Raw genomic sequence first — 21,082 nt, 5'->3', positions numbered from 1 at the left:
CCGAAACACCCGATCGTTCCGGCTCGCGGACCAGGGTGTTTCGCGTCCCACCGGAACGTTTCCGCCGGTTACGGCGACGAACCGGCCGCGCGAGCGGTTTTCGGAAAAGCCGATCACGTGGGAAACTTCACTGTGCGTAACACGCCGGGAACACGGCCAGGGGTATTTCGGCGGCCTTGTACGCTCACTCCCGCGAGTCGTCCGGCACAGCGGCACCGGACCGCTTCACCCGACCACGCCGGTGAACTCGCCCCAACACCGTGTGGAGCGGTTGTGGCGGACTGTTGGACAATCGGGGCGTGCCCAAGGAGGAACCGGAAGAAAGCAGTATCGGTCGACTGATCGCCGACCGGTACCGAATGCGCGCCAGGATCGGCGGCGGCGCGATGGGCTCGGTTTGGTCCGGCATGGACGAACTGCTGCGCAGGCCGGTCGCCATCAAGGCCGTGCGGCTACCACCGGGCATCCCGGAAGCCGAAGCCGCGGAGATCCGCGAACGCACGCTGCGAGAGGCACGCGCCACGGCGGTGGTGGTCCATCCCAACGTGGTCACCCTCTACGACGTCGCCCGCGAGGGCGATGAACCGTTCGTGGTGATGGAGCTGGTGCCCTCGCACAGCCTGGCGAGCATCATCGCCGACCACGGCCCGCTCGACGACAGCCAACTCGCCGTCGTGATCGACTCGGTCGCCTCCGCGTTGGAGACCGCGCACCAGGCCGGTGTGGTGCACCGGGACGTGAAGCCGGGCAACATCCTGCTGGCCGCGGACGGGCGGATCAAACTCAGCGACTTCGGCATCTCCCGCAACGTGGCCGAACCCACGCTCACCCGCACCGGGATCATGCTGGGCACTCCGGCGTTCATCGCTCCGGAGGTGGCGGCCGGTGAGACCGTCACCGCGGCGGCCGACCTCTGGGGGCTGGGGGCGGCCCTGTTCGCGGCCGCGGAGGGCGTGCCGCCGTACGACACCGACGACAATCCGGTCTCCACCATCAACTCGGTGGTCAACGGTCCTGTACCCAGCACCGCCAGACCCGGCCCGATCGGTGAGGTCATCACCGCCCTGCTGGTCAAGGAGCCGCGACGACGCATGTCGCTGCGCGAGGTGCGCGGTCTGGTGCAACCGCTGTTGCCGGACCCCGGAACGGAGCCGTTCGCGGGACTCGTCCCCGAGGAGTCGGCGACGGTGCGGACGCCGCTGCCGGAGAGTTCCGATTCAGGAGGGGGCGGCCAGTCCGAGTCCTCGTGGCCCGCGGAACCGGTATCGGGCTCCGGCTGGGGCACACGGGAAACCTCCGACAGTGCTCCACGGCACGGCAGCGGGCTCTCCGGCGGTCTCGCCTCATCGGACGGCCCACCGAACGAGCCGGGCTCGGCTCCGCTGGCCGCTGATCCGGGACCACTGCCGTTCACCCCCAGCGAGCCGCCACCACAGCGGAGAAGTCGCTCACCACTGGGTGTGTTGCTGTTGACGCTGGCGGCGATACTGCTGTTCGTCCCGGCGGCGGGAGCATCATTCGTGGGAACCCGGATACTCGCGGGGGAACAGGTGATCCCCCACTACGAGGACCCGGGACCCCAGACGCTCCGAGGGAAGGAGCTCGTGGAGCTGGCGGCGAACAGCGGAACGCTCGGACATCCCAACGACGGTGGCGGCGGCTACTACTCCATGCCCGTACCCAGAGGTTGGACCCGCTATCAGGAATACACCAGTGAGACACCAACCCGAAGCCTGACCGCTCGTTTCGTCTCCCCCGGCGGAAAGACGGAGCTGGCGGTGCAGCGGTTCGGGCGCTACTACGAGCGCGGCTACACCACGAAGGGCTACATAACCGCCCTCAAGGAGAGACAGCGCGGCGCGAACAACACCTTCGAGATGCGGTCCAGGAGCTACACCCCGGGCAACTCGTCACCCGGAACGAGAGAGCTGCGGCTACGCTACAACGTGATCATCAACTCGTACCAGGAGAGCTCGGCGGAGCGGGATCCACTGCTGCGGCACGTGGCGGCTCGGGTGATGCGGATCGACGGTGATCTGTGGATCGTGCGAGTGACCACTTCCGAATCGATCCGAGAAGCGGAACAGCTGCTGCAACGAACCGCGAACCGGTTCGAGACCCGGAACTGAACCCTCATCGAACAGCCCGACTCGCAGCACCCGCAACGAAAGTTGATCGCTCGGCCCGCGTGGGCCGAGCACCCCGAGCTACCTCCGGCACGGGCGGGAGACTCGTGACGGGTTCGTTGGTTAGGCTGACCGATTGTGACGTCTTCCACCACATCGGAGTCGCCCGATCCCGCGGCCGTGGCGAGCAACGCGGCGGCCACCCTTGCCGAGCTGACCGGAGTCGCCGGGCACGACCTGGCGGTCGTACTCGGTTCGGGGTGGCAGCCCGCGGCCGAGGAGCTGGGCTCGCCCGACAGCGAACTTGAGATGTCCGAACTCCCCGGTTTCGACGCCCCGGCGGCGGTAGGACACACCGGCAAGGTCCGCTCGGTGCGGATCGGGAACAAACGGGTTCTGGTGCTGCTCGGCAGAACACATCTCTACGAGGGCCGTGGGGTGGAAAAGGTCGTCCACGGGGTGCGGACCGCCGTGGCGGCGGGCTGCCGCACGGTGGTGCTGACCAACGCCGCGGGCGGTCTGCGCGAGGACATGAGCGTGGGACAGCCGGTGCTCATCAGCGACCACCTGAACATGACGGCCCGTTCCCCACTGGTGGGGGCCAGGTTCGTCGACCTCACCGACCTGTACGCGACGCGGCTGCGCGAGATCGCGACCTCGATCGATCCCTCGCTGGCCGAAGGGGTCTACGCGTGCATGCCGGGACCGCACTTCGAGACGCCCGCCGAGATCCGGATGCTGCGCACCCTGGGTGCCGAGCTAGTGGGTATGTCCACAGTGCAGGAAGCGATCGCCGCCCGCGCCGGAGGCGCCGAGGTTTTCGGGCTGTCGCTGGTCACCAACCTCGCGGCGGGCATGACCGGGGAACCGCTGAACCACCAGGAAGTGCTGGAGGCCGGTAGGGCAGCGGCGGGCAGGATGGGCAAGCTGTTGCGCTCGCTGGCCGAGCGCGCTTGAGCGTGCTCTCCGGCTCGATCGGCGCACGTCGCCGGAGGTGATCGTGATGTCCCGGGAACAACGAGATCGGGAAACCGCGCGGGAGTGGCTGGCGGGCGAGGTAGACGAGGCCGATCGGGCGGAGCTGACCGAACTGACGCGGCGCGCGGAGGCCGGGAACGCGGACGCCGCGGCCGAACTGGCGGACCGCGTGGCGGGTCCGCCCACCTTCGGAACGGCCGGAATTCGGGCGCCGCTGCGAGCCGGGCCGAACGGGATGAACCGCGCCGTGGTGATCCGCACGACCGCCGGTCTGGCGGCATGGCTCGCCGAGCGGGAGGTAGGCGGCACCGTGGTCGTCGGCCACGACGCCAGGCACGGTTCCCGACAGTTCGCGGTGGACGCGGCCGACGTGCTGTGCGCGGCGGGTTTCGACGTGCGGGTACTGCCGGAACCGCTACCCACCCCGGTGCTGGCCCGGGCGGCCCGGGCGCTGGAAGCCGTCGCGGGAGTACAGCTGACCGCCTCGCACAACCCGCCCACCGACAACGGCTACAAGGTCTACCTGGCTGGTGGTGAGCCACTGGTCGCACCGCACGACGCCGAGATCGAACAGGCGATATCGGAGGTGGGGGCCGCCGAGACCGTGCCTGGGGAGCGCGGCTGGCATCACTACGAGCGTGCGCTGCCCGAATACCTCGAACGAGTGGCCGAGCTAGCCGGGGAGGACGCCGGGGGACTGCGGGTGGCGGCGACGGCGCTGCACGGTGTGGGGGCCGCACCGCTGGAACGGGCGTTGCGGGATGCCGGTTTCACCGACACGCACTTCGTCGTGGCGCAGCGGGAGCCCGACCCCGACTTCCCGACCGTGGAGTTCCCCAATCCGGAGGAGCCGGGCGCCACCGACGCGGTACTCGAACTGGCCCGTGACATCGAGGCGGACCTCGCCGTGGCGCTGGATCCGGACGCGGACAGGTGCGCACTGGGCGTTCCCACCTCGGAGGGCGGGTGGCGGATGCTGCGGGGCGACGAGACCGGAGTGCTGCTCGGTGACCACATACTGGCCACCATCGACTGGAGAAACCGCCCGGATCCGCTGGTGGCGACCACGATCGTCTCCTCGTCCATGCTGGAGTCGGTGGCACAGGCGCACGGGGCGCGTTACGACGAGACGCTGACCGGCTTCAAGTGGCTGATGCGCGCGGGCGACGGCAGCGGCGGCGGGCTGATATACGCCTACGAGGAAGCGCTCGGGCACTGTGTCGACCCGGATCACGTGCGGGACAAGGACGGCATAGCCACGGCGGTGGTGGCCTGCGATCTCGCGGCCACGCTGGCACGTGCCGGCACGACCCTGCCGGGACGGCTGGCCGAGCTGGAGATCGAACACGGAGTACACGAAACCGGGCAACTGTCGGTGCGGATGACGGAGCCCGCCGCGATCGCGGCGACGATGCGACGGCTGCGGGAACACCCGCCGGGCGAGCTGGCGGGAACAAGGGTGGAGCCACGGGACCTGCTACCCGAATCGGACGTGTTGATCCTGCGGGGCTCGACACGGGACGGTGTCGGCAAGCGGGTGGTGATCCGTCCTTCCGGGACGGAACCCAAGCTCAAGTGCTACCTACAGGTGGTGGCCCCGGTGGTCGGTGCGGACGAGACGGCGGGGCTGACAGCCGCGCGGGAAGGCGCGCGGGAACTGCTGGCCACACTCACCTCGGAAGTCCGTTCGCTGCTCGAACCCTGAGATCCGGGGAAACGCCGTGCGGGGATCGAGGCTCGTCCCCTCGGCAGGAAGAGTCGGCAACTCTCCCGAATCGTGCGCGGGAACCGGGATCGGGTCACCTATGGCGGGGCCGCGCGACCACCAAGCCGTGCGGGGATGTCCGCCGGAAGGCTCACGTACCGGTCAGGACGCACGCGAACGGATGGTTCCGTGCGAATGTCGTGCTCGCCGTGGTTAGCCGCGACCGCCGTGACGGTCCCACGCGACCACCAAGCCGCGTCACGTGACCCCCAAGCCACGCCTTCCGACCGTCCGACCGCGACGGCACCGGGATGCCCGCACGCCACTCGCTCCGGAACGTGTTCCGGGAAACGCACCATCAGTTCGGATCTATCCGGATAGGACATCCTTCTTCACTCCCCTGCCGATCACTCTCTTCGATCCGAGCGGTATCGAACCTATGGCCACGTACCCTGCGGGGCCATCACCGATGGGACGCGGCGGAGAGGTGTTCGGTTCCCCGATCGGACCAATCGAATCGCCGTCACAGGAGTCGCTCAACCTCTTCGTGCCACCAGCTCGGCCCAGCCGGTTCGCTCGGACGAGGGGCGCTCTGCCCAGTCCTCGGGCCATTTGCGCCGTGTGCCGTTGTCGAGCCGGGTCATCGCGCCGGAGAGCACGGCCGTGGTGTGGGTACCGAAATCCACTTCACCCTCGAAGGAGGCACCGCGGAAGGTGACCCCCTCCCCCTCGAATCCGACGCGCCGGAAATCCCCGAGGCCACTGAATCGCACTCCCCGGAAATCGGCGTGCTGCTCGAACAACGTCCCCCGGAACACGGCCGGACCGTGGAAACTGGCATCGGCGAAGGTGGCGGAACGCACGCGGCACCGGGAGAAGGTGAAGGTGTGCAGCACGGCACCGGAGAGGTTCAGCGCGATGTCCGGCCAGAACCGGGAGTCCTCGGTCGGGTCCTCCGCCGGACGCAGATGGGTCACCAGCACCTGCTGGGCGGCCTGCCGAACCTCGAACTCCTGCGGACCGCCGTGATCGGAGTGCTGCTGCCCCTCGGATGTGTCCGGCGGCATACGGAGGTAGGCGCAGATGAGGTCGACGATCGTCTGCCGGTGCGTCGGGTAGGTCTGCCCCAGCCGTTCCAGGGCGAAGATCCCGGCCAGCCGCACGGGTGCTTTGTCGGCGCTGAGTTGCTCGGCGGCTCTGCCATAGAGTTCGGTCACCCGGGTCTCGGTGGCGTCGTGGTCCCGCCGCAGAATGCTGACCTCGGTGCTGCGCTGCCGACGAGCCGCCAGCCAGAGAGCCGCGGCTCCGCCCGTGCCCACCCCGATACTCGCCGAGGTGCGTACGGCTTCCAGGATCACCTTGGGCGGCGCGTTCCGCAACACCACCACCAGCAGGGTCGTCGAGAGCAGCGTGATCCCGACGACCACGACGGCTCCGATCGTGATCGCCCTGTTGCTGAGCACCCGGGGAACTTCCGGGGTTCGCTGGGAACGTGCCACGGTTTCCGATCATGGCAAAGACAGCGGTGCCGTGGTCGCGAAACCGGCGAGCTCCCCGCTCGAAGTCTCCGGTGATGCCTCGCAGTCTCCGAGGATGGGCTGCCACCACGCCGTGCGAACGGACCGGAGGAAAAGCATTCGAGGAGCGGGGCGCTCGGTGAGTACCGGCGTATCCGGTTCAGCGGAACCCCGCCCCAGCCGCCTCGCCCCCGGGTAGACACCGGACTCCTAGACTGACGGCATGGCCCGACTGCTGATCGTGCACCACACTCCTTCACCGGGGATGCAGGCGATGTTCGAGAAGGTCGTCGAGGGGGCGAGCACCGACGAGATCGAAGACGTCGAGGTGGTGCGCAGGGCCGCACTGTCCGCCACGGCCGCCGACGTACTCGCGGCCGACGGGTACCTGCTGGGAACCCCGGCCAACCTCGGCTACATGTCCGGCGCGCTCAAGCACTTCTTCGACCAGATCTACTACCCGTGTCTGGACTCCACCGGCGGCAGGCCGTTCGGGATCTACGTCCACGGCAACGAGGGCACCGAAGGTGCCCTACGAGCCGCTCGTTCGATCACCACCGGCCTGGGATGGCAGCAGGTCGCCGAACCGGTCGACCTGACCGGACAACCCGACTCGACGGGCTTGGACGCGTGCTGGGAACTCGGCGCCACCGTGGCGGCGAACCTGATGGGCTGAGTTACCTTTTCGCCCGTTCCGGAACGGAACGAGCGCCCTGTGGATTTCGCGTGAAATCGACGGCTCAGAACTTCGCGGCTCGCCCCTTCCAGCTGGTCACTCCCCGCGCCACCTCGAGGGCCCCGTGCAGCATGATGCCGCCGAAGACGGCGTTGGTGAACGGCGCGGCCGGTGCCAACCAGGGTCCCGCGTGCATGACCCGCGCGGTACGCGCGTGCGTCGCGCTCTGCGCGGCCCAGCCGAGCGAGCCGAGGGCTATCAACGCCGGATTCCGGGCACGCACCCCCGCCGCGAGGATCCCAGGGGAGGCCAGTGACAGCGAGATCTGACCGAGCCCGATGCCGAGCAGCAGCGGAAGCGAACCGTTGGTGCCCGCCACGAAGCTCTTGCGGAAGGAGTCCCACCCCTGCCGGAAGGGATCCATACCGCTGGTGGTCGCGTACGAGAGCCCCTCGACCACCCTGGTGACCCCGCCGTGATCGCGAACGGTGGTGGCGATGGCGATGTCCTCGTTGCGACGTCCGGACAGTGCGGCCCAGCCGCCGATCTTCTCGTAGTGCGAGCGGCGCAGCAGAATGCAGTGGCCGATGGCGAACGCCTTGCTTCCCTTGCCGACCGGATCGGCGTTCTCGCCGATCATCTGCAGCCCGGCGGGCATGAGTATCGGCCAGCTCGCCGAGTGATTCTCGGGCGGACCACCCGGTGTGGAAACCAGATCGGCGTCCGCGTGTTCCGCGGTCGACAACAGCTTCGCCAGCAGTTCGGGGGCGAGCACGGTGTCGGCGTCGACGAACATCAGCCACTCGCCCGCTTCGGGCTCGCCTGCGGCTTCGACACCGACGTGCATCGCGTGCACCTTGCCGGTCCACCCCGCAGGCGGTCCCTCGCTGCGTACGACCCGCACTCGGGGGTCCTCGGCCGCGTGGCGGGCGGCGATCTCGCTGGTACCGTCGGTGGAGCCGTCGTCGACCACCACAACCCGAAGGGCCGGTGCCTCGTCGTTCTGGCCCCGTGCGGAGCCGTAGGTCTGCTCGCGGATGCCGCGCAGACAGTTGTCCAGCACGTCCTCCTCGTTACGAGCGGGAACCACCACGGTCACGGTTGGCGGCAGGACGGTACTCGCCGGTTGCCGCTCCAACGGGAGAATGGCTCGCGCCTTCCGAAGGGTGCGCAGGCTGCGATACACGGTCCCGCCCACCGTCGCGGCCAGCAGAGCGCCTCGGACAGCGTTATGTCGTGATACCACACGCACAGCTTGCCATGCGTTCCCGGAAAAGACCCCCACCGGCAGTGCGAACCGCACGTCAACAACGTGCGTACGTCGGGTTAGCGATGTTCGGACGGCCTGATCGGCCGGACACGCGCTCACAGCCGGTAGTCAACGCCGCTCGCCGCTCCAGTGCGGCGGTGGCGGCAGTGACGGCGGTGCGGCCCCAAGCCGGCGTCAACTTCCCACGAAATCGCCGCCCCGCTTCGACGCGGGCCGAACTTCCACCGCCCTCGCGGCATGCACCGCCGCGAGTTCTCCCGTGCGGCTCTCGCGAGGACGCCGGAGACGTTGGGTAGTACCTACCCGATGTCGCCGGATCCGCAGCGAGAGCCGTGCGAGAGGTTCCGCCACCCGCACCGCCAGGCGAATCGAGCCAACACATTTTCCGGCAGGAACCCGCGGAAATCCGCCCCGGCGACGGGGATCGCCGGGGCGGACCATGGGCCCGCCACGTGGCCCATGCTTGGGAAGAAATCAGTTCAGGTTCTCGTCGATGGCGGTCATCAGCTCACCGTCGGCGGTGTCGCCGTCCAGCGACCAGATCATGGCGCCGCCCAGGGCGTTGCTGTTGACGTAGTCCATCTTCCTTGCGATCTCCACGGGATCGTCGAAGGTCCAGAACGTGTTGCCGTCGTACAACCAGGCGAAGCCCGCCTGCTCGTCGCGGTGGAGCGTGTACTGGCCGACCTTGTCCTTGAGCACCTTGTAGTCCTCGTAGCCCGCTTCGTAAGTGGCGGGTGCGGGGCCGGTGGAGGTCTGGAACAGGCCGTTGTTCTGATTCGGCACCCCGGTCCATCCTCGGCCGTAGAACGGGACTCCGAGCACCAGCTCGTTCGCCGGAGCCCCTCGGGCCAGGTAGGTGTCGATCGCCTTGTCGACGCTGAACTTCTCGGCCGAGGGGTCACCGGCCGGGCTGTACAGCGCGGACTGGTGGTTGGTGGTCTCTTCATAGGCGCCGTGCAGGTCGTAGCCCTGCACGGTGGCGAAGCTCAGCGAGTCGAAGATCTTGTTCACCTCGAAGCCCGCGTCGATCTTCTCCGGCGAGGCGGGCAGGAACGCGGTCAGATCGTAGCTCTCGCCGGTTTCTGCCTCCAGGCCGTCGAGCTGGCTGCGCCACTCCCGCAGCAGGGCGGTGTAGTTCTGTTTGTCGGCCGGATCCACGACGGTGCCGGGGCCGCCCTCGGAGGCGGGCCACTCCCAGTCGATGTCGACGCCGTCGAAGATGCCCGCGGCGACGCCCTCACCGCCCTGCGGCGAACCACCGAGCTTCGGTAGGTTGCCCCGCAGCCACATGTCGATGCAGGACTTCACGTGCTGCGCGCGGGACTGCTGTGTCGCGGCGGCGGTGTGGAAGTTGTCCGACCACGACCAGCCACCCAGCGAGATGTAGACCTTGAGGTGGGGATACATCTCCTTGAGCTCGGCCAGCTGGTTGAGGTTGCCCGCCAACGGCTGGTCCCAGGTGTCGGCGACGCCGTCGACGGAGTTGGCCGCGGAGAATCGCTTCTGGTAGTCGGCCCACGCGTCGGACTCACCTGCCTGGTTCCCGGTGAAGCACTGCCCGGAGGAGTCCAGGTTTCCGAACGCGTAGTTGATGTGGGTCAGTTTCTCGGCGGTGCCCGAGGTGACCAGATCGTTGATGTAGAACTGTCGGTCGTAGATCGACCACTGTGTGAAGTAGCCGACCTTGCGGGATCCACTTTGGGCGGTCGTCTCGGTGGCCGTGGCCGCGCGATCCGCGCCCTGCTCGGTGGAACCGTCAGCGCTGGTGGCAGTGGCCGGTGCGGCCAGCAGTCCCGTGAACATCGCGGCTCCGGCGGCCAGGGCTGATAATCGCCACGCCGAATGTGAACTCAGAGACATCGATCACTCCCGGTGGGTCGGTACGGGATGACCAACACCGTGTGGTCTAGACCAGGATTGGTCAAGGTATGGACCAATCTTTCACCCGTTCGGCCGCAGGCCCGAATTTGGCCCCGTGAAGCCGCGAATATCCCTCACCAGTGAGAACGATCCTCGATTCCACACTGGACCGATACTTCCACAGCCGGTGGCGGTGGAGCGGTGCCCCTGCTCGGCGTCAATTTCCCAAGAAATTGCCGGGAAGACAGGGCTGTGCGGCACGGGTGGGCGTCAATTTCCCACGAAATCGCCGCGCCACTTCGACACAGGCCGAACCCCACCACCCTCACAAGCCGCACTCCTACCGCTCCCGCGGCCGGCACAGCCGTGCGAGAGGTTTCACCACGGAACCAGCCAAGAAAACCGAGGCAGCGAAGTCCTGCTATCGAGGTCCGTACTCGCGGTCTCCGGCATCTCCCAGGCCGGGGACGATGAACCCGGACTCGTTGAGTCGTTCGTCCACACTCGCCGTGACCACGCGAACCGGAAGCCCCGACTCGGACAACCGATCGATCCCTTCCGGGGCCGCCAGCGTGCAGATCGCGGTGACGTCACTCGCGCCTCGCTGGTGCAGCAGTCCGATCGTGTGGACCATCGACCCGCCGGTGGCAAGCATCGGATCGAGCACGATCACCGGACGCCGCGAGAGATCGTCCGGCAACGACTCCATGTAGGGCGTGGGGCGCAGAGTCTCCTCGTCCCTGGCCAGTCCGACGAATCCCATCTGTGCCTCCGGGATCAGCCGGTGGGCCTGGTCGGCCATACCGAGCCCGGCTCGCAGCACCGGCACCAGCAGCGGCGGGTTCGCCAGTCGGTACCCGGTGGTGCGGGCCACGGGGGTGTGGATGGACTCCTCGGCCACCTCGGCATCCCTGATCGCCTCGTAGAGCAGCATCAGGGTGAGTTCCTGCAGCGCGGCGCGGAAGGCCGCGTTGTCGGTCCGCGCGTCACGCATGGTGGACAGTCGCGCCTGTGTCAGTGGGTGATCGATGACCCGCACATCCATGACCGCCACGGTATCGGCAAGTCCGTCGGAGTTCGCTGCTCGCCCTCGACGGGATAGTGTCAGCCGCGGGCCGCCAGCACCGCGTCGTAGAGGTCCTTCTTGCGCACCCCGCCCATCTCGGCTATCTCGGCGACCGCGTCCTTGAGCCGCATCCCGGTGGCCGCACGCTGCTCGACCTGGGCCACGAGTTCGGCGGGGTCCTCCGGCGCGGCGGTTTCGGCCCCGGCCAGCACCACGGTGATCTCGCCGCGCACGCCGTCCCGTGCCCACTCGGCGAGTTCGCCCAGTCCACCACGACGAACCTGTTCGTAGGTCTTGGTCAGCTCCCGGCACACCGCGGCACGTCGCCGCGAGCCGAGCACGGTCACCGCGTCGTCGAGCGTGTCGGCTATGCGATGCGGCGCCTCGAAGAACACGGCGGTGCGCTGTTCGGCCACCAGTCCGGCCAGCCAGCGTCTGCGCGGCCCGGACTTGCGCGGCGGAAATCCCTCGAAGCAGAACCGATCGCTGGGAAGCCCGGACAGCGCCAAGGCGGTGGTCACCGCGCTGGGGCCGGGCAGACAGGTCACGGGCAGGCCCTCGGAGGCACACGCCGCCACCAGGCGGTAACCGGGGTCGGAGACACTGGGCATCCCCGCGTCCGTGACCAACAACACGGTGGAACCACCGCGCAGCGCCTCCAGCAGCGTGGGCTGCCTGCTCTCCTCCACCGCGTCGTAATAGCTCAGCACCCGCCCGGTGGGAGCCACTCGCAGCGAACCGGCCAGCGCACGGACCCGCCTGGTGTCCTCGGCGGCGACGACGTCGGCCGTGGCCAACGCCTCGGTCAGCCTGGGGGACGCGTCGCGCGCGTCGCCGAGTGGAGTAGCCGCCAGCAACAATGTGCCCGATCCGGATTCGCCAGTCACGAGAACCACCATACGATTTCAGTGTGAACGTCCTCGTGCCGAGCTCCGGTGGCAGCAGCGCCCGTGACGAAGCCGTTCGCGACGGCGAAACACCGCCGGTCCGGTACCCCGGCGAACACGACCGGGCGAAACTGTTGTGGCCGAGGGAACCGACGGATCGCCTGCGCGGATGGATCGTGACCCTGGTGGTCACGCTGTTGGCGGGTGTGATCCGTTTCTGGCGACTGGGGCAGGCGACCGACGAGGGCACCCCCGTCTTCGACGAGAAGCACTACGTTCCGCAGGCGTGGCAGATGCTGCGCAACGGTGGTTTCGAGGACAATCCCGGCTACGAGCTGGTGGCCCATCCGCCGATGGGCAAACACCTGATAGCGGTCGGCGAGTGGCTGTTCGGCTACACCCCGCTGGGCTGGCGGTTCAGCGCCGCGGTCGCGGGCACGTTGATGGTGCTGCTGCTGGTGCGCATCACACGCCGCATGACCCGTTCCACCATGCTGGGCGCGCTGGCGGGAATCCTGCTGATCTGCGACGGGCTCAGCCACGTGCAGGCGCGCGTGGGCATGCTGGACATCTTCCACGCCGTACTGGTGCTCGCCGCGTTCGCCTGTCTGCTGGTGGATCGCGACCGAATGCGCGCCCGCCTGGCCCTGGTCGTCACCGAACAGCGGATCGGGGACTCGGAACTGGGCCCCAGGCTGGGATTCCGCTGGTGGCGGTTCGGCGCGGGCGTGCTGTTGGGGCTGGCGTGCGGTGTGAAGTGGAGCGGCATCTACTTCGTGCTGGCCCTGAGCCTGCTCAGCCTGGTCTGGGACGCGCTGGCCCGGCGGAGTGCGGGGGTGGCCCGCCCCTGGCGCGGCGCGTTGCTGCGGGACGCCCTGCCCGCGTTCGCCTCGCTGTTCGTGCTGCCGTTGGTGGTCTACTTCGCCACCTGGGCCGCCTGGTACGCGAGCGAGACTGCCACCGACCGACACGCGGCGGCCATCGCCGAGGACGTCGGCTTCGGCTTCCTGCCCGACATGGCGCGGTCGCTGCTGTACTACCACTTCAACGTGCTGGAGTTCCACACTCACCTGGTCACCGGCGACGATCCGCACCCGTGGGAGTCGAAGCCGTGGGCCTGGCCGATGGGCATGCGGCCGATGCTCTACTACTACGAGTCCGGGATGCCCGGCTGCGGCCAGGACAACTGCGTGCAGGCCACGATGCTGCTGGGGACCCCGGCGCTGTGGTGGTTGGCGCTGCCGGTCGCCGGTTGGGCGGTGTGGCGTGCCGTCGGGCGGCTGGACTGGCGCTACGCCGCGGTGCTGGTCGGCTACTGCGCCGGTTACCTGCCCTGGTTCGTCAACCTCGACAGGCAGATGTACTACTTCTACGCCACACCGCTGGCACCGTTCCTGGTGTTGGGGATCGTGCTGGTGCTCGGCGAGATCATGGGGCGTTCGAACGCGAGCGCCGAACGCCGCAAGACCGGTTTGCTGGTGATCGCGCTTTACGTCGGGCTGGTGGTGGCCAACTTCGTGTGGCTGTGGCCGATTCTGAACGGTTTCCCGATCACCGAGGCCCGCTGGGCTGCCGAGCTCTGGCTCCCCTCGTGGCGTTGAGCGGCCCGGCCGCGAGTGCGATCAACTACGCGGCTCCCACCGGAAGGTGCGCCGCGCCACCAGCAGGGCCAGCATTGTCCACGCGGCCAGCACCCCCAGATCAGTCAGCGCCGCGATGAACACACCGTCACCCGGGTCCACGGCACACCGCACCAGATCGGTGACGGCCCCGCCGGGGGTGAAGCGCAGCGGCTGCGCGGCCTGGCTCGCCATGGCCGAACCCGCGCCACCACCGAACAACAACAGCAGGAACGGCAGTGTCGTGATCTGGGCGTGTTCGGCGCTCGAGGTGTAACCGGTGGTGGCCACCCCCACGAGGGCGCAGCAGATCGTGCCCGCCAGCACCGCCAACAGCAGGAACAGCACCTCCACCCGCAGCGGGGCGAGCAGTCGCAGTCCGATCGCGAGCACCACCGCGAGCTGCGCCACGGCAAGCAGCGCGGGTACGAGCACCAGCGAGTGGAGCACGGTCGCCGGGGAGGGTGCGGCACAGCAGAGTCGCTTGAGGTAGTGCTCCTGGCGCCTGCTGGTCAGCGTCGTGGTCACGGTCAAATACACGGTGAACCCGAGGATCGTCAGGACCTGCATCGCCAGCGCGGGCACCGCCGTCGAGGGCCCGGAGGTCCTGGTCAGCAGCAGCCCCAGCAGCACGGGCAGCAGCGTGGCCGTCACCACCACCGTGCGGTTGCGCAGCAACAGGTTGAGTTCGGCACGCAGCAGCGCCGGTACGGCGGTACGCGGCGTCCCCGGGGATGTCCGCAGTGGTGTACTCATCGGAACTTCACCTCCTGTTGTGTTCCCCGACCGGGCCGACCGTCGCTCTCGCGGACCGCGTGGAAGACGTCCTCCAGCGAGGCCTGCCTGGCGCGCAGGCCACTCAGGTGGATCCCGTGTTCCCGCGACCAGTCGAGCACCCGGTGCAGGTCGGGCTGCAACGACTCGGTGCGGATGTCCACCCGACCCGTGCCGTCCCGCTCCACCTCGCCGGCCAGTTCCGGAAGCCCGGGAGCTCGTGCGGATACGGAGAACCGGATGCGGGCGCTCTCCGCGGCCAGCACCTCTGACAGCGTTCCGGACAGGGCGATCCCACCGCGGTGCATGATCGCCAGCCGGTGGGCCAGCCGTTCGGCCTCCTCCAGGTAGTGGGTGGTCAGCAGCACGGTGGTTCCCTCGGCCAGCAGCCCTGCGACCAGTTCCCAACTGGCCCGCCGCGACTCCGGATCGAGCCCGGTGGTGGGTTCGTCGAGGAACAGCAGTTCGGGACGGGCCAGTGTGGCCAGCGCCAGATCCAGCCGACGGCGTTCACCACCGGAGAGCAGCTTGACGCGCACTCGCTCGCGGTGCCGCAGCCCGACCGTTTCCAGGGCGGCACTCGGGTCCTTCGCGTTCGGAACCATGGCCCGCCACAGGCGAACCGTCTCCAGCACGGTGAGTTCCCCGGCGAATCCGCTCTGCTGCAGCATGATCCCGGTGCGGGGGCGCACCTCGGACCGTTGCTGCCACGGATCCTTGCCGAACACCCTCACTCGGCCGTCCGTGGCCGGGCGGAGCCCTTCGACGGTTTCCAGCAGTGTGGTCTTGCCCGCACCGTTGGTGCCGAGCAACGCGAACAGCTCACCGGCGCGGATGTCGAACCGCACGCCGCGCACGGCCTCGAAGGAACCGTAGGAGCAGCGCACCCGGTCGACATTGACGACTTCTTCGAACATGTCCACGAGCCTGCTGCCCCGGGTGCGGAAGCGGTAGGAACAGCGATCACCGGTGTTCGTGACCGGGGTCGCCGAGGTGATGACATCCGTCATCGAGGCGAGTGACAACCGCGATGGAATCGCCCCCGCGGTGTGTGTGGCTCGGCCCGGATCGGGGATGCTGCCGGAGTGAACTCCAGTGCTTCCGAGAACAGCGCCGCACGGGTACGCCGGGTGCACCGCTACACCTGGTGGATGGTGATGCCGACCGCCCCGATCTACTGTCTGCTCGCGGTGGTCAATCTGGCGCACGGCCGGGCGGCGGGTCTCTACAACAACGTCGAACTGGCGGTGCTGTTGGCGGTGGTGCTGGTCATCGCGGTGGAGGGAACCCGGGCGTGCGGAATGATCATGCGCGGGATGGGCGCCGGCGTTCCGGAGCCCGTTCGGATCGCCCTGGACTTCACCGCGTCGCTGATCGTGCTGGGCTACGTGACCACGCGGGAGATCCCGGCCTTCCTGGTGTTCGCGCTGCTGCCGGCCCTGTTCGCCGCGGCGATCGTGGCGGGTTCACGGCGTGAACGCCGCTGGTGGATGGGCTGCGGCTGTACGGTGCTGACGGCCGGGGTGGCGAGCGCGAGCGTGGTCGTGACGGGCAACGAGGAGTTCGTCCCGGTCGCGGCCGGTTACGCGACGTTCCTGGTGGCGATGACGGTGTTCATGCTGCTGGTGCAGGGCTGGATCTGGGACGTGGTGTGCGAACTGGACCGGGCTCGGGGTACGGAAGCGGAACTGGCCGTGGCGCGGGAACGGCTCAGGTTCGCCAGCGAACTGCACGACGTTCAGGGGCATCACCTGCAGGTGATCGCACTGAAGGGCGAACTGACCGAGCGCATGATCGACAGCGATGCTACCGCCGCGCGCGATCAGGCGGCCGAGATCGCCGAGACGGCCCGTAGGGCGCTGCGGGAGACCCGCGAGGTGGTGCACGGTTACCGGCGCAGCGACCTGCCCACCGAGCTGAACAACGCGGTGCGGATCCTGCGAGCGGCGAGTATCGAGACGACCGTCGAGGGCAGCAGCGCTTCGGTGCCGCCGCCGCTGCAGCCGCTGTTCGCCGCCATGGTCCGGGAGGGCACCACCAACATCCTCCGGCACAGTGGCGCCCGGCGGTGCGAGTTGCGTATCGACGACACCGACGGCATATCGGTGACACTGTGCAACGATGGGGCCGGGGACGGAACGAACCACGACGCCGGGTCGGGTATCGCCGGACTGCGGGATCGCTTCGATCCGATGCACGGCAGCCTCACGGCCGAACGACGTGGCGAATGGTTCGAACTGGCCGGTCACGCACCGGAGCCCGGGAGGCAATGAGACATGATCGGCGTCGTGCTGGCCGACGACGAGGACCTGATCCGTGGCGCCATGGCGGCACTGCTCGGGCTGGAAAGCGACATCGAGGTCCTCGCGCAGGTCAGCAACGGAACCGAGGCGCTCGAAGCCGTCTCGCGCGAGCGCCCGGACGTGGCCGTGCTGGATCTGGAGATGCCCGAACTGGACGGTGTCGAGGTAACGGCCGAGATCACGCGAGCCACGACGACCCGGGTGGTGCTGGTTACCAGGCACGCCAGGCCAGGGGTGCTCAAGCGCGCACTGAGCGCGGGCGTGCGCGGCTTCGTGCCGAAGACGACACCGGCTACCAAACTCGCCGCCATTCTCCGCGACGTCCACAACGGCGGGCGCTACGTCGACTCCGAGATCGCGGCCAGCGCGCTCACCGAGGGGGACTGCCCACTCGGTGAGCGCGAGATCGAGTTGCTGCGGCACACCCAGCACGGTGCCTCGGTCAACACCATCGCCGAGCGGGTGCACCTGGCCCCTGGAACGGTCCGCAACTACCTGTCGGCCGCGATGAGCAAGCTGGGTGCCGAGACCAGGCACGAAGCGGCTCGCCGGGCGTGGGAGGAGGGTTGGATCTGAGCCTCCGCCACGAACGGGTTCCGCTGTGGACGTTCACTCCGAGGAGAGCTCCCGCAGTGTCGCTCGCAGCGCCGCCACGGCGTCGGTGAGCTCGTCCGGGCGCACCGACAACGCGGGCCGCCAGCGCAACGAACGCGGCCCGGAGGGCAGGAAGACGGTGTGATGACGTTGCCTGGCCAGGGCCGTCGCCCGGTCCCGCACCGTGCCGTCCGGGAAGTCCAGTGCGGCCATCAGACCACGACCTCGGGGAGCGGTGACCAGGTTCGGGTACTCCGCGGCCAGCTCACGCAGCTCGGAGAGCAGCAGCTCTCCCATCCGCGCCGCGTGATCCAGCAGGTTCTCCGACTCGATCACTTCGAGGATCCTGGTGGCGCGCACCATGTCCACCAGGGAACCGCCCCAGGTGGAGCTGATCCTGCTGGGCTCGCGGAAGGCGTGGTCCTCGATGTCGTTCACTCGCCTGCCGCCCATGACGCCGCACACCTGTAGCCGCTTGCCGAAGGCCACCAGATCGGGTTCGAGGCCCAGGGCCTGGTGTGCCCAGGGGTGGCCGGTGATGCCTCCACCGCTCTGCACTTCGTCCGCGACGGTGAGCACGTGGTGCTCCCGGCACAGCCGCTGCATCTCGCGCAGGAAGGCAGGGCGAAGGTGCCGATCGCCGCCCTCCCCCTGGATCGGCTCGTAGACGAAGCAGGCGATCTCGTTGCCGTAGCGGGTCAGCGCGGCCTCCGCCGCGTCCAGTGCCTCCCGTTCGGCGGGTAGTAGTTCGGCCGTGTCCCACCGGGGTCCCGGTTCCACGGCGGGGCTCGGGATCCTGGGCCAGTCGAAGGCGGGGTAGTCGCGTACCTTCCTGGGGTCGGTGTTGGTCAGCGACATCGTGTAACCGGTCCGCCCGTGGAAGGCCCACCGCAGGTGCATCGCGCGACTGCCGCGCATCGGCACGCCGCGCCGTGCGTTGTGCTTGGTCTTCCAGTCGAAGGCGACCTTGAGGGCGTTCTCCACCGCGGGCCCGCCGCCCTCGATGAAGAACAACCACGGCAGCTCGGGATCTCCGAACACACGCCGCAGGGTCTCGACGAACCGGGCCTGCTCCATCGTGGCGAAGTCCGGGTTGGCCGGTTTGACCCTGCCCGCCCGCACCAGGGCCGCCTCGAACTCGGGGGTGCGCAGACCCGGGTGACCGTGGCCGAGCGGCGCGGAGCTGAAGTACATCGTCATGTCGAGATACCGGGTGCCGTCCCGCAGGTCGCTGAGGCGGCATCCCTCGCCGGAGTCGAGATCGACGACCACGTCGAGTAGATCACCGGTCACCCGCGAGCGGAGTTCGTCGACGACGTTCGGAGTAGGCATCTCCGGAGCGGCGTCGTGCTCGACCGGTGCGAGTCGCTGTGCGGTCATGTGCAGCCTCCTGGGGCCGTGACTACCTCACCTTGAGGAATTCATACCTCAAATCGCGAACAATAAGCAATATTTTCCGTCGCAACTCCAAATACAGAGAAAGATTTTCTTAACATCCTCCCTTTGGGGGACATTAAGCGAGAAAGATTCATTTCCTGGTGATCGCCGCGCTAACGTGACGCACGTCATCCCCGGCGCGGAGGTAGGCAATGGAGAGCGGAAACACGCTCGGCAGACGCCCGGTGCTACGGGGCGGCCTGGCCGCGGCGCTGACTGCCGCCGCGGCGGGGCCAGTCGCGGCGGCCACCGAGTCCGAACGGGAGCGTTACCTGCTCGGCCGAGGCATCGGCGACGTGACCGGCCAGCCCGCCGAGAACGGCATGATGGGCTACGCCCGGCTGGAACAACGCACCACCGGAATCCACCAACGGCAACGCGCCCGCGCCTTCGTCGTCGCCGAACGAACCGCGCCCGAACGAAGAGTGGCGGTGGTGACGGTGGACGTGGGGATGATCTTCGGCGCCGTGCGCCGCGCCGTGCTCGAACGCCTGACCCGGGAGTACGGCACGCGCTACGGCGAGCACAACGTGCTGCTGACGGCCACCCACACCCACGCCGGACCGGGCGGCTTCTCCTGCCACGCCCTCTACAACGTCACCACGCTGGGCTTTCAGCCCGGCACCTTCGACGCGCTGGTGGCGGGCATCACCGAATCGATCGAACGCGCCGACGCCGACCTCGCCCCCGGCGAGCTCCACATCGCACGCGGCGAGCTGACCGGCGCCAGCGTGAACCGCTCCCGCGCTGCGTTCGAGCGCAACCCGGCGGCGGACCGGGAGCACTTCCCCGAGGCCACGGACCCGGCCACGGTACTGCTGCGCTTCGAACGCGACGGGCGAGCCGTGGGCGCGATCAACTGGTTCGCCACCCACGCCACCAGCCTCAGCCCGGACAACACGCTCATCAGCGGCGACAACAAGGGATACGCCGCCTACCGGTGGGAACGCGAGGCCGAGGGCGTGGACTACCGCGCGGACGATCCCGGCTTCGTCGCCGCGTTCGCGCAGTCCAACGCCGCCGACATGTCACCGAACCTGGAGCTGCGCCCCGGCACCGGTCCCACGGACGACGAGTTCACCAACACCCGGATCATCGGCGATCGACAGTACGACGCGGCGGCCCGGCTGCTGCGGGAGGCCACCACCGCCGTGGACGGCGGCATCGACCACCGAATGTCCTACGTGGACATGTCGGATACGACGGTCGGGCCGGAGTTCACCGGCGACGGAGAACGGCACCGGACCTGCGCGGCCGCGCTGGGGGCGTCGTTCGCGGCGGGTGCCGAGGACGGGCCGGGACCGTCCTTCTTCGAGGAAGGGGCGGGCAACAACCCGTTCCTGGGAACGATCAGTCGGGCGCTGTACCGGGCATCACCGCGACTGCGAAACCGGCAGGCACCGAAAGAGATCCTGTTGCCGGTGGGCTCGATGGGGTGGGTACCGCGAATACTGCCGATCCAGCTGGTGCGGATCGGAACGCTGTACCTGGTCGGGATTCCGCAGGAGGTCAGCATCGTCGGCGGGCTGCGGCTGCGTCGCACGGTGGCCGCCGAACTCGGTGTGGAGTCGACCGATGTCGTGATCGCGGGCTACGCCAACGACTACGCCGGTTACCTGACCACCCCGGAGGAGTACGACCAGCAGGCGTACGAGGGTGGCCACACCATGTTCGGGAGATGGTCGCTGCCCGCCTACCAGCAGGAGTTCGCCAGGATCGCGGCCGACATGGCGGCCGGTCGGGAGAGCGAACCGGGCCCCTCCCCCGCTGGCAACCCCGAAGGGGGCAGGGTGCGGCTGCAGCCGGGCGTGGTGTTCGACTCCCCGCCCGTGGGCCGGGAGTTCGGCGAGGTGCTGGAGCAACCCGAGGGGCACTACCGGCGCGACGGGACGGCGCGGGTGGTGTTCGTCTCGGCACACCCCAACAACGACCTGCACCGCGACGGCAGCTACCTGCTGGTGCAGCGCCGCTCGGCCGACGGCTGGGTGACCGTGGCCGACGACGGTGACTGGTCGACCCGGTTCCACTGGGCACGTCGCGGGGTGGCGGCCTCCACCGCCACCGTCACCTGGACGATCCCGCCGGAGGCCGTCGCGGGCGAGTACCGCATCGTGCACCACGGCGCCGCCAAGGCCGTGACCGGTGCGATCACGGCCTTCACCGGAACATCGCGGACGTTCCGGGTGGGGTGAGTCCCGGCCGGGTGCGCGGTGGGAGCGGCCCCTGCTCCCGGCCGGGGTGGTGCCGCGCCGGCCCGGAGAAGGGAG

General features: G+C 68.7%; 16 protein-coding genes. 8 read left to right on the top strand and 8 right to left on the bottom strand.

Annotation, left to right across the window (positions count from 1 at the left end):
- The first annotated feature begins 359 nt into the window (after positions 1-359).
- From ACOQFL_RS20065 to ACOQFL_RS20055, 3 genes are all read left to right on the top strand, one after another.
- Positions 360-2,129, top strand: coding sequence for a serine/threonine-protein kinase (locus ACOQFL_RS20065; protein ID WP_435545861.1), 1,770 nt, complete (start codon positions 360-362; stop codon positions 2,127-2,129).
- Positions 2,130-2,264: 135 nt separating this feature from the next.
- The gene (locus ACOQFL_RS20060; protein ID WP_435545741.1) at positions 2,265-3,083 is read left to right on the top strand and encodes a purine-nucleoside phosphorylase; all 819 of its coding nucleotides are present in this window, start codon (positions 2,265-2,267) and stop codon (positions 3,081-3,083) included.
- Positions 3,084-3,129: 46 nt separating this feature from the next.
- Positions 3,130-4,809, top strand: a complete 1,680-nt coding sequence (locus tag ACOQFL_RS20055; protein WP_435545740.1) for a phospho-sugar mutase — start codon at positions 3,130-3,132, stop codon at positions 4,807-4,809.
- A gap of 536 nt (positions 4,810-5,345) precedes the next feature.
- Here ACOQFL_RS20055 and ACOQFL_RS20050 read toward each other — a convergent pair.
- Positions 5,346-6,308 carry a pentapeptide repeat-containing protein gene (locus ACOQFL_RS20050; RefSeq protein ID WP_435545739.1) on the bottom strand — a complete coding sequence of 321 codons (963 nt, stop codon included), beginning with the start codon at positions 6,306-6,308 and terminating at the stop codon, positions 5,346-5,348.
- A gap of 241 nt (positions 6,309-6,549) precedes the next feature.
- Here ACOQFL_RS20050 and ACOQFL_RS20045 point away from each other — a divergent pair, with 241 nt between their 5' ends.
- The gene (locus tag ACOQFL_RS20045) at positions 6,550-7,002 is read left to right on the top strand and encodes a flavodoxin family protein (RefSeq protein WP_435545738.1); all 453 of its coding nucleotides are present in this window, start codon (positions 6,550-6,552) and stop codon (positions 7,000-7,002) included.
- Between the two features lie 64 nt (positions 7,003-7,066).
- Here ACOQFL_RS20045 and ACOQFL_RS20040 read toward each other — a convergent pair whose 3' ends face one another.
- The 4 genes from ACOQFL_RS20040 to rsmI form a co-directional block, all read right to left on the bottom strand.
- Positions 7,067-8,248: a glycosyltransferase family 2 protein gene (locus tag ACOQFL_RS20040; protein WP_435545737.1), complete on the bottom strand. Its 1,182-nt coding sequence runs from the start codon at positions 8,246-8,248 to the stop codon at positions 7,067-7,069.
- Between the two features lie 498 nt (positions 8,249-8,746).
- Positions 8,747-10,135, bottom strand: coding sequence for a glycoside hydrolase family 18 protein (locus ACOQFL_RS20035; protein WP_435545736.1), 1,389 nt, complete (start codon positions 10,133-10,135; stop codon positions 8,747-8,749).
- Between the two features lie 421 nt (positions 10,136-10,556).
- Positions 10,557-11,180: a uracil phosphoribosyltransferase gene (gene upp, locus ACOQFL_RS20030; protein WP_435545735.1), complete on the bottom strand. Its 624-nt coding sequence runs from the start codon at positions 11,178-11,180 to the stop codon at positions 10,557-10,559.
- A gap of 59 nt (positions 11,181-11,239) precedes the next feature.
- Positions 11,240-12,100 carry a 16S rRNA (cytidine(1402)-2'-O)-methyltransferase gene (gene rsmI / locus ACOQFL_RS20025; protein ID WP_435545734.1) on the bottom strand — a complete coding sequence of 287 codons (861 nt, stop codon included), beginning with the start codon at positions 12,098-12,100 and terminating at the stop codon, positions 11,240-11,242.
- Between the two features lie 11 nt (positions 12,101-12,111).
- Here rsmI and ACOQFL_RS20020 point away from each other — a divergent pair, with 11 nt between their 5' ends.
- Positions 12,112-13,689, top strand: a complete 1,578-nt coding sequence (locus ACOQFL_RS20020; RefSeq protein ID WP_435545733.1) for a dolichyl-phosphate-mannose--protein mannosyltransferase — start codon at positions 12,112-12,114, stop codon at positions 13,687-13,689.
- Between the two features lie 21 nt (positions 13,690-13,710).
- On the opposite strand, the gene ACOQFL_RS20015 is transcribed toward ACOQFL_RS20020, so the two are convergent.
- On the bottom strand, positions 13,711-14,463 hold the full coding sequence (locus ACOQFL_RS20015) for an ABC transporter permease (RefSeq protein WP_435545732.1): 753 nt from the start codon (positions 14,461-14,463) through the stop codon (positions 13,711-13,713).
- Entirely contained in the window at positions 14,460-15,398 is a 939-nt protein-coding gene (locus ACOQFL_RS20010) for an ABC transporter ATP-binding protein (RefSeq protein ID WP_435545860.1), read from the bottom strand. Before ACOQFL_RS20010 ends, ACOQFL_RS20015 begins: the two co-directional genes overlap by 4 nt.
- 168 nt (positions 15,399-15,566) lie before the next feature.
- Here ACOQFL_RS20010 and ACOQFL_RS20005 point away from each other — a divergent pair, with 168 nt between their 5' ends.
- Together ACOQFL_RS20005 and ACOQFL_RS20000 are read left to right on the top strand one after the other, a co-directional pair.
- Positions 15,567-16,754 carry a sensor histidine kinase gene (locus ACOQFL_RS20005; RefSeq protein ID WP_435545731.1) on the top strand — a complete coding sequence of 396 codons (1,188 nt, stop codon included), beginning with the start codon at positions 15,567-15,569 and terminating at the stop codon, positions 16,752-16,754.
- A 3-nt stretch (positions 16,755-16,757) separates the two neighbouring features.
- The gene (locus ACOQFL_RS20000) at positions 16,758-17,360 is read left to right on the top strand and encodes a response regulator transcription factor (protein ID WP_435545730.1); all 603 of its coding nucleotides are present in this window, start codon (positions 16,758-16,760) and stop codon (positions 17,358-17,360) included.
- 33 nt (positions 17,361-17,393) lie between these two features.
- Here ACOQFL_RS20000 and lat read toward each other — a convergent pair whose 3' ends face one another.
- Positions 17,394-18,758, bottom strand: coding sequence for an L-lysine 6-transaminase (gene lat / locus ACOQFL_RS19995; protein WP_435545729.1), 1,365 nt, complete (start codon positions 18,756-18,758; stop codon positions 17,394-17,396).
- Positions 18,759-18,967: 209 nt separating this feature from the next.
- Between lat and ACOQFL_RS19990 the strand changes: the two genes are divergently transcribed.
- The gene (locus ACOQFL_RS19990) at positions 18,968-21,007 is read left to right on the top strand and encodes a neutral/alkaline non-lysosomal ceramidase N-terminal domain-containing protein (RefSeq protein ID WP_435545728.1); all 2,040 of its coding nucleotides are present in this window, start codon (positions 18,968-18,970) and stop codon (positions 21,005-21,007) included.
- Positions 21,008-21,082: the final 75 nt, after the last annotated feature.

The organism is Actinopolyspora sabaoui (assembly GCF_051225635.1).
GTDB lineage: Bacteria > Actinomycetota > Actinomycetes > Mycobacteriales > Pseudonocardiaceae > Actinopolyspora.
The sequence above is the reverse complement of the archived record's forward strand: the minus strand, read 5'-3'. Positions and strand labels throughout refer to the sequence as shown.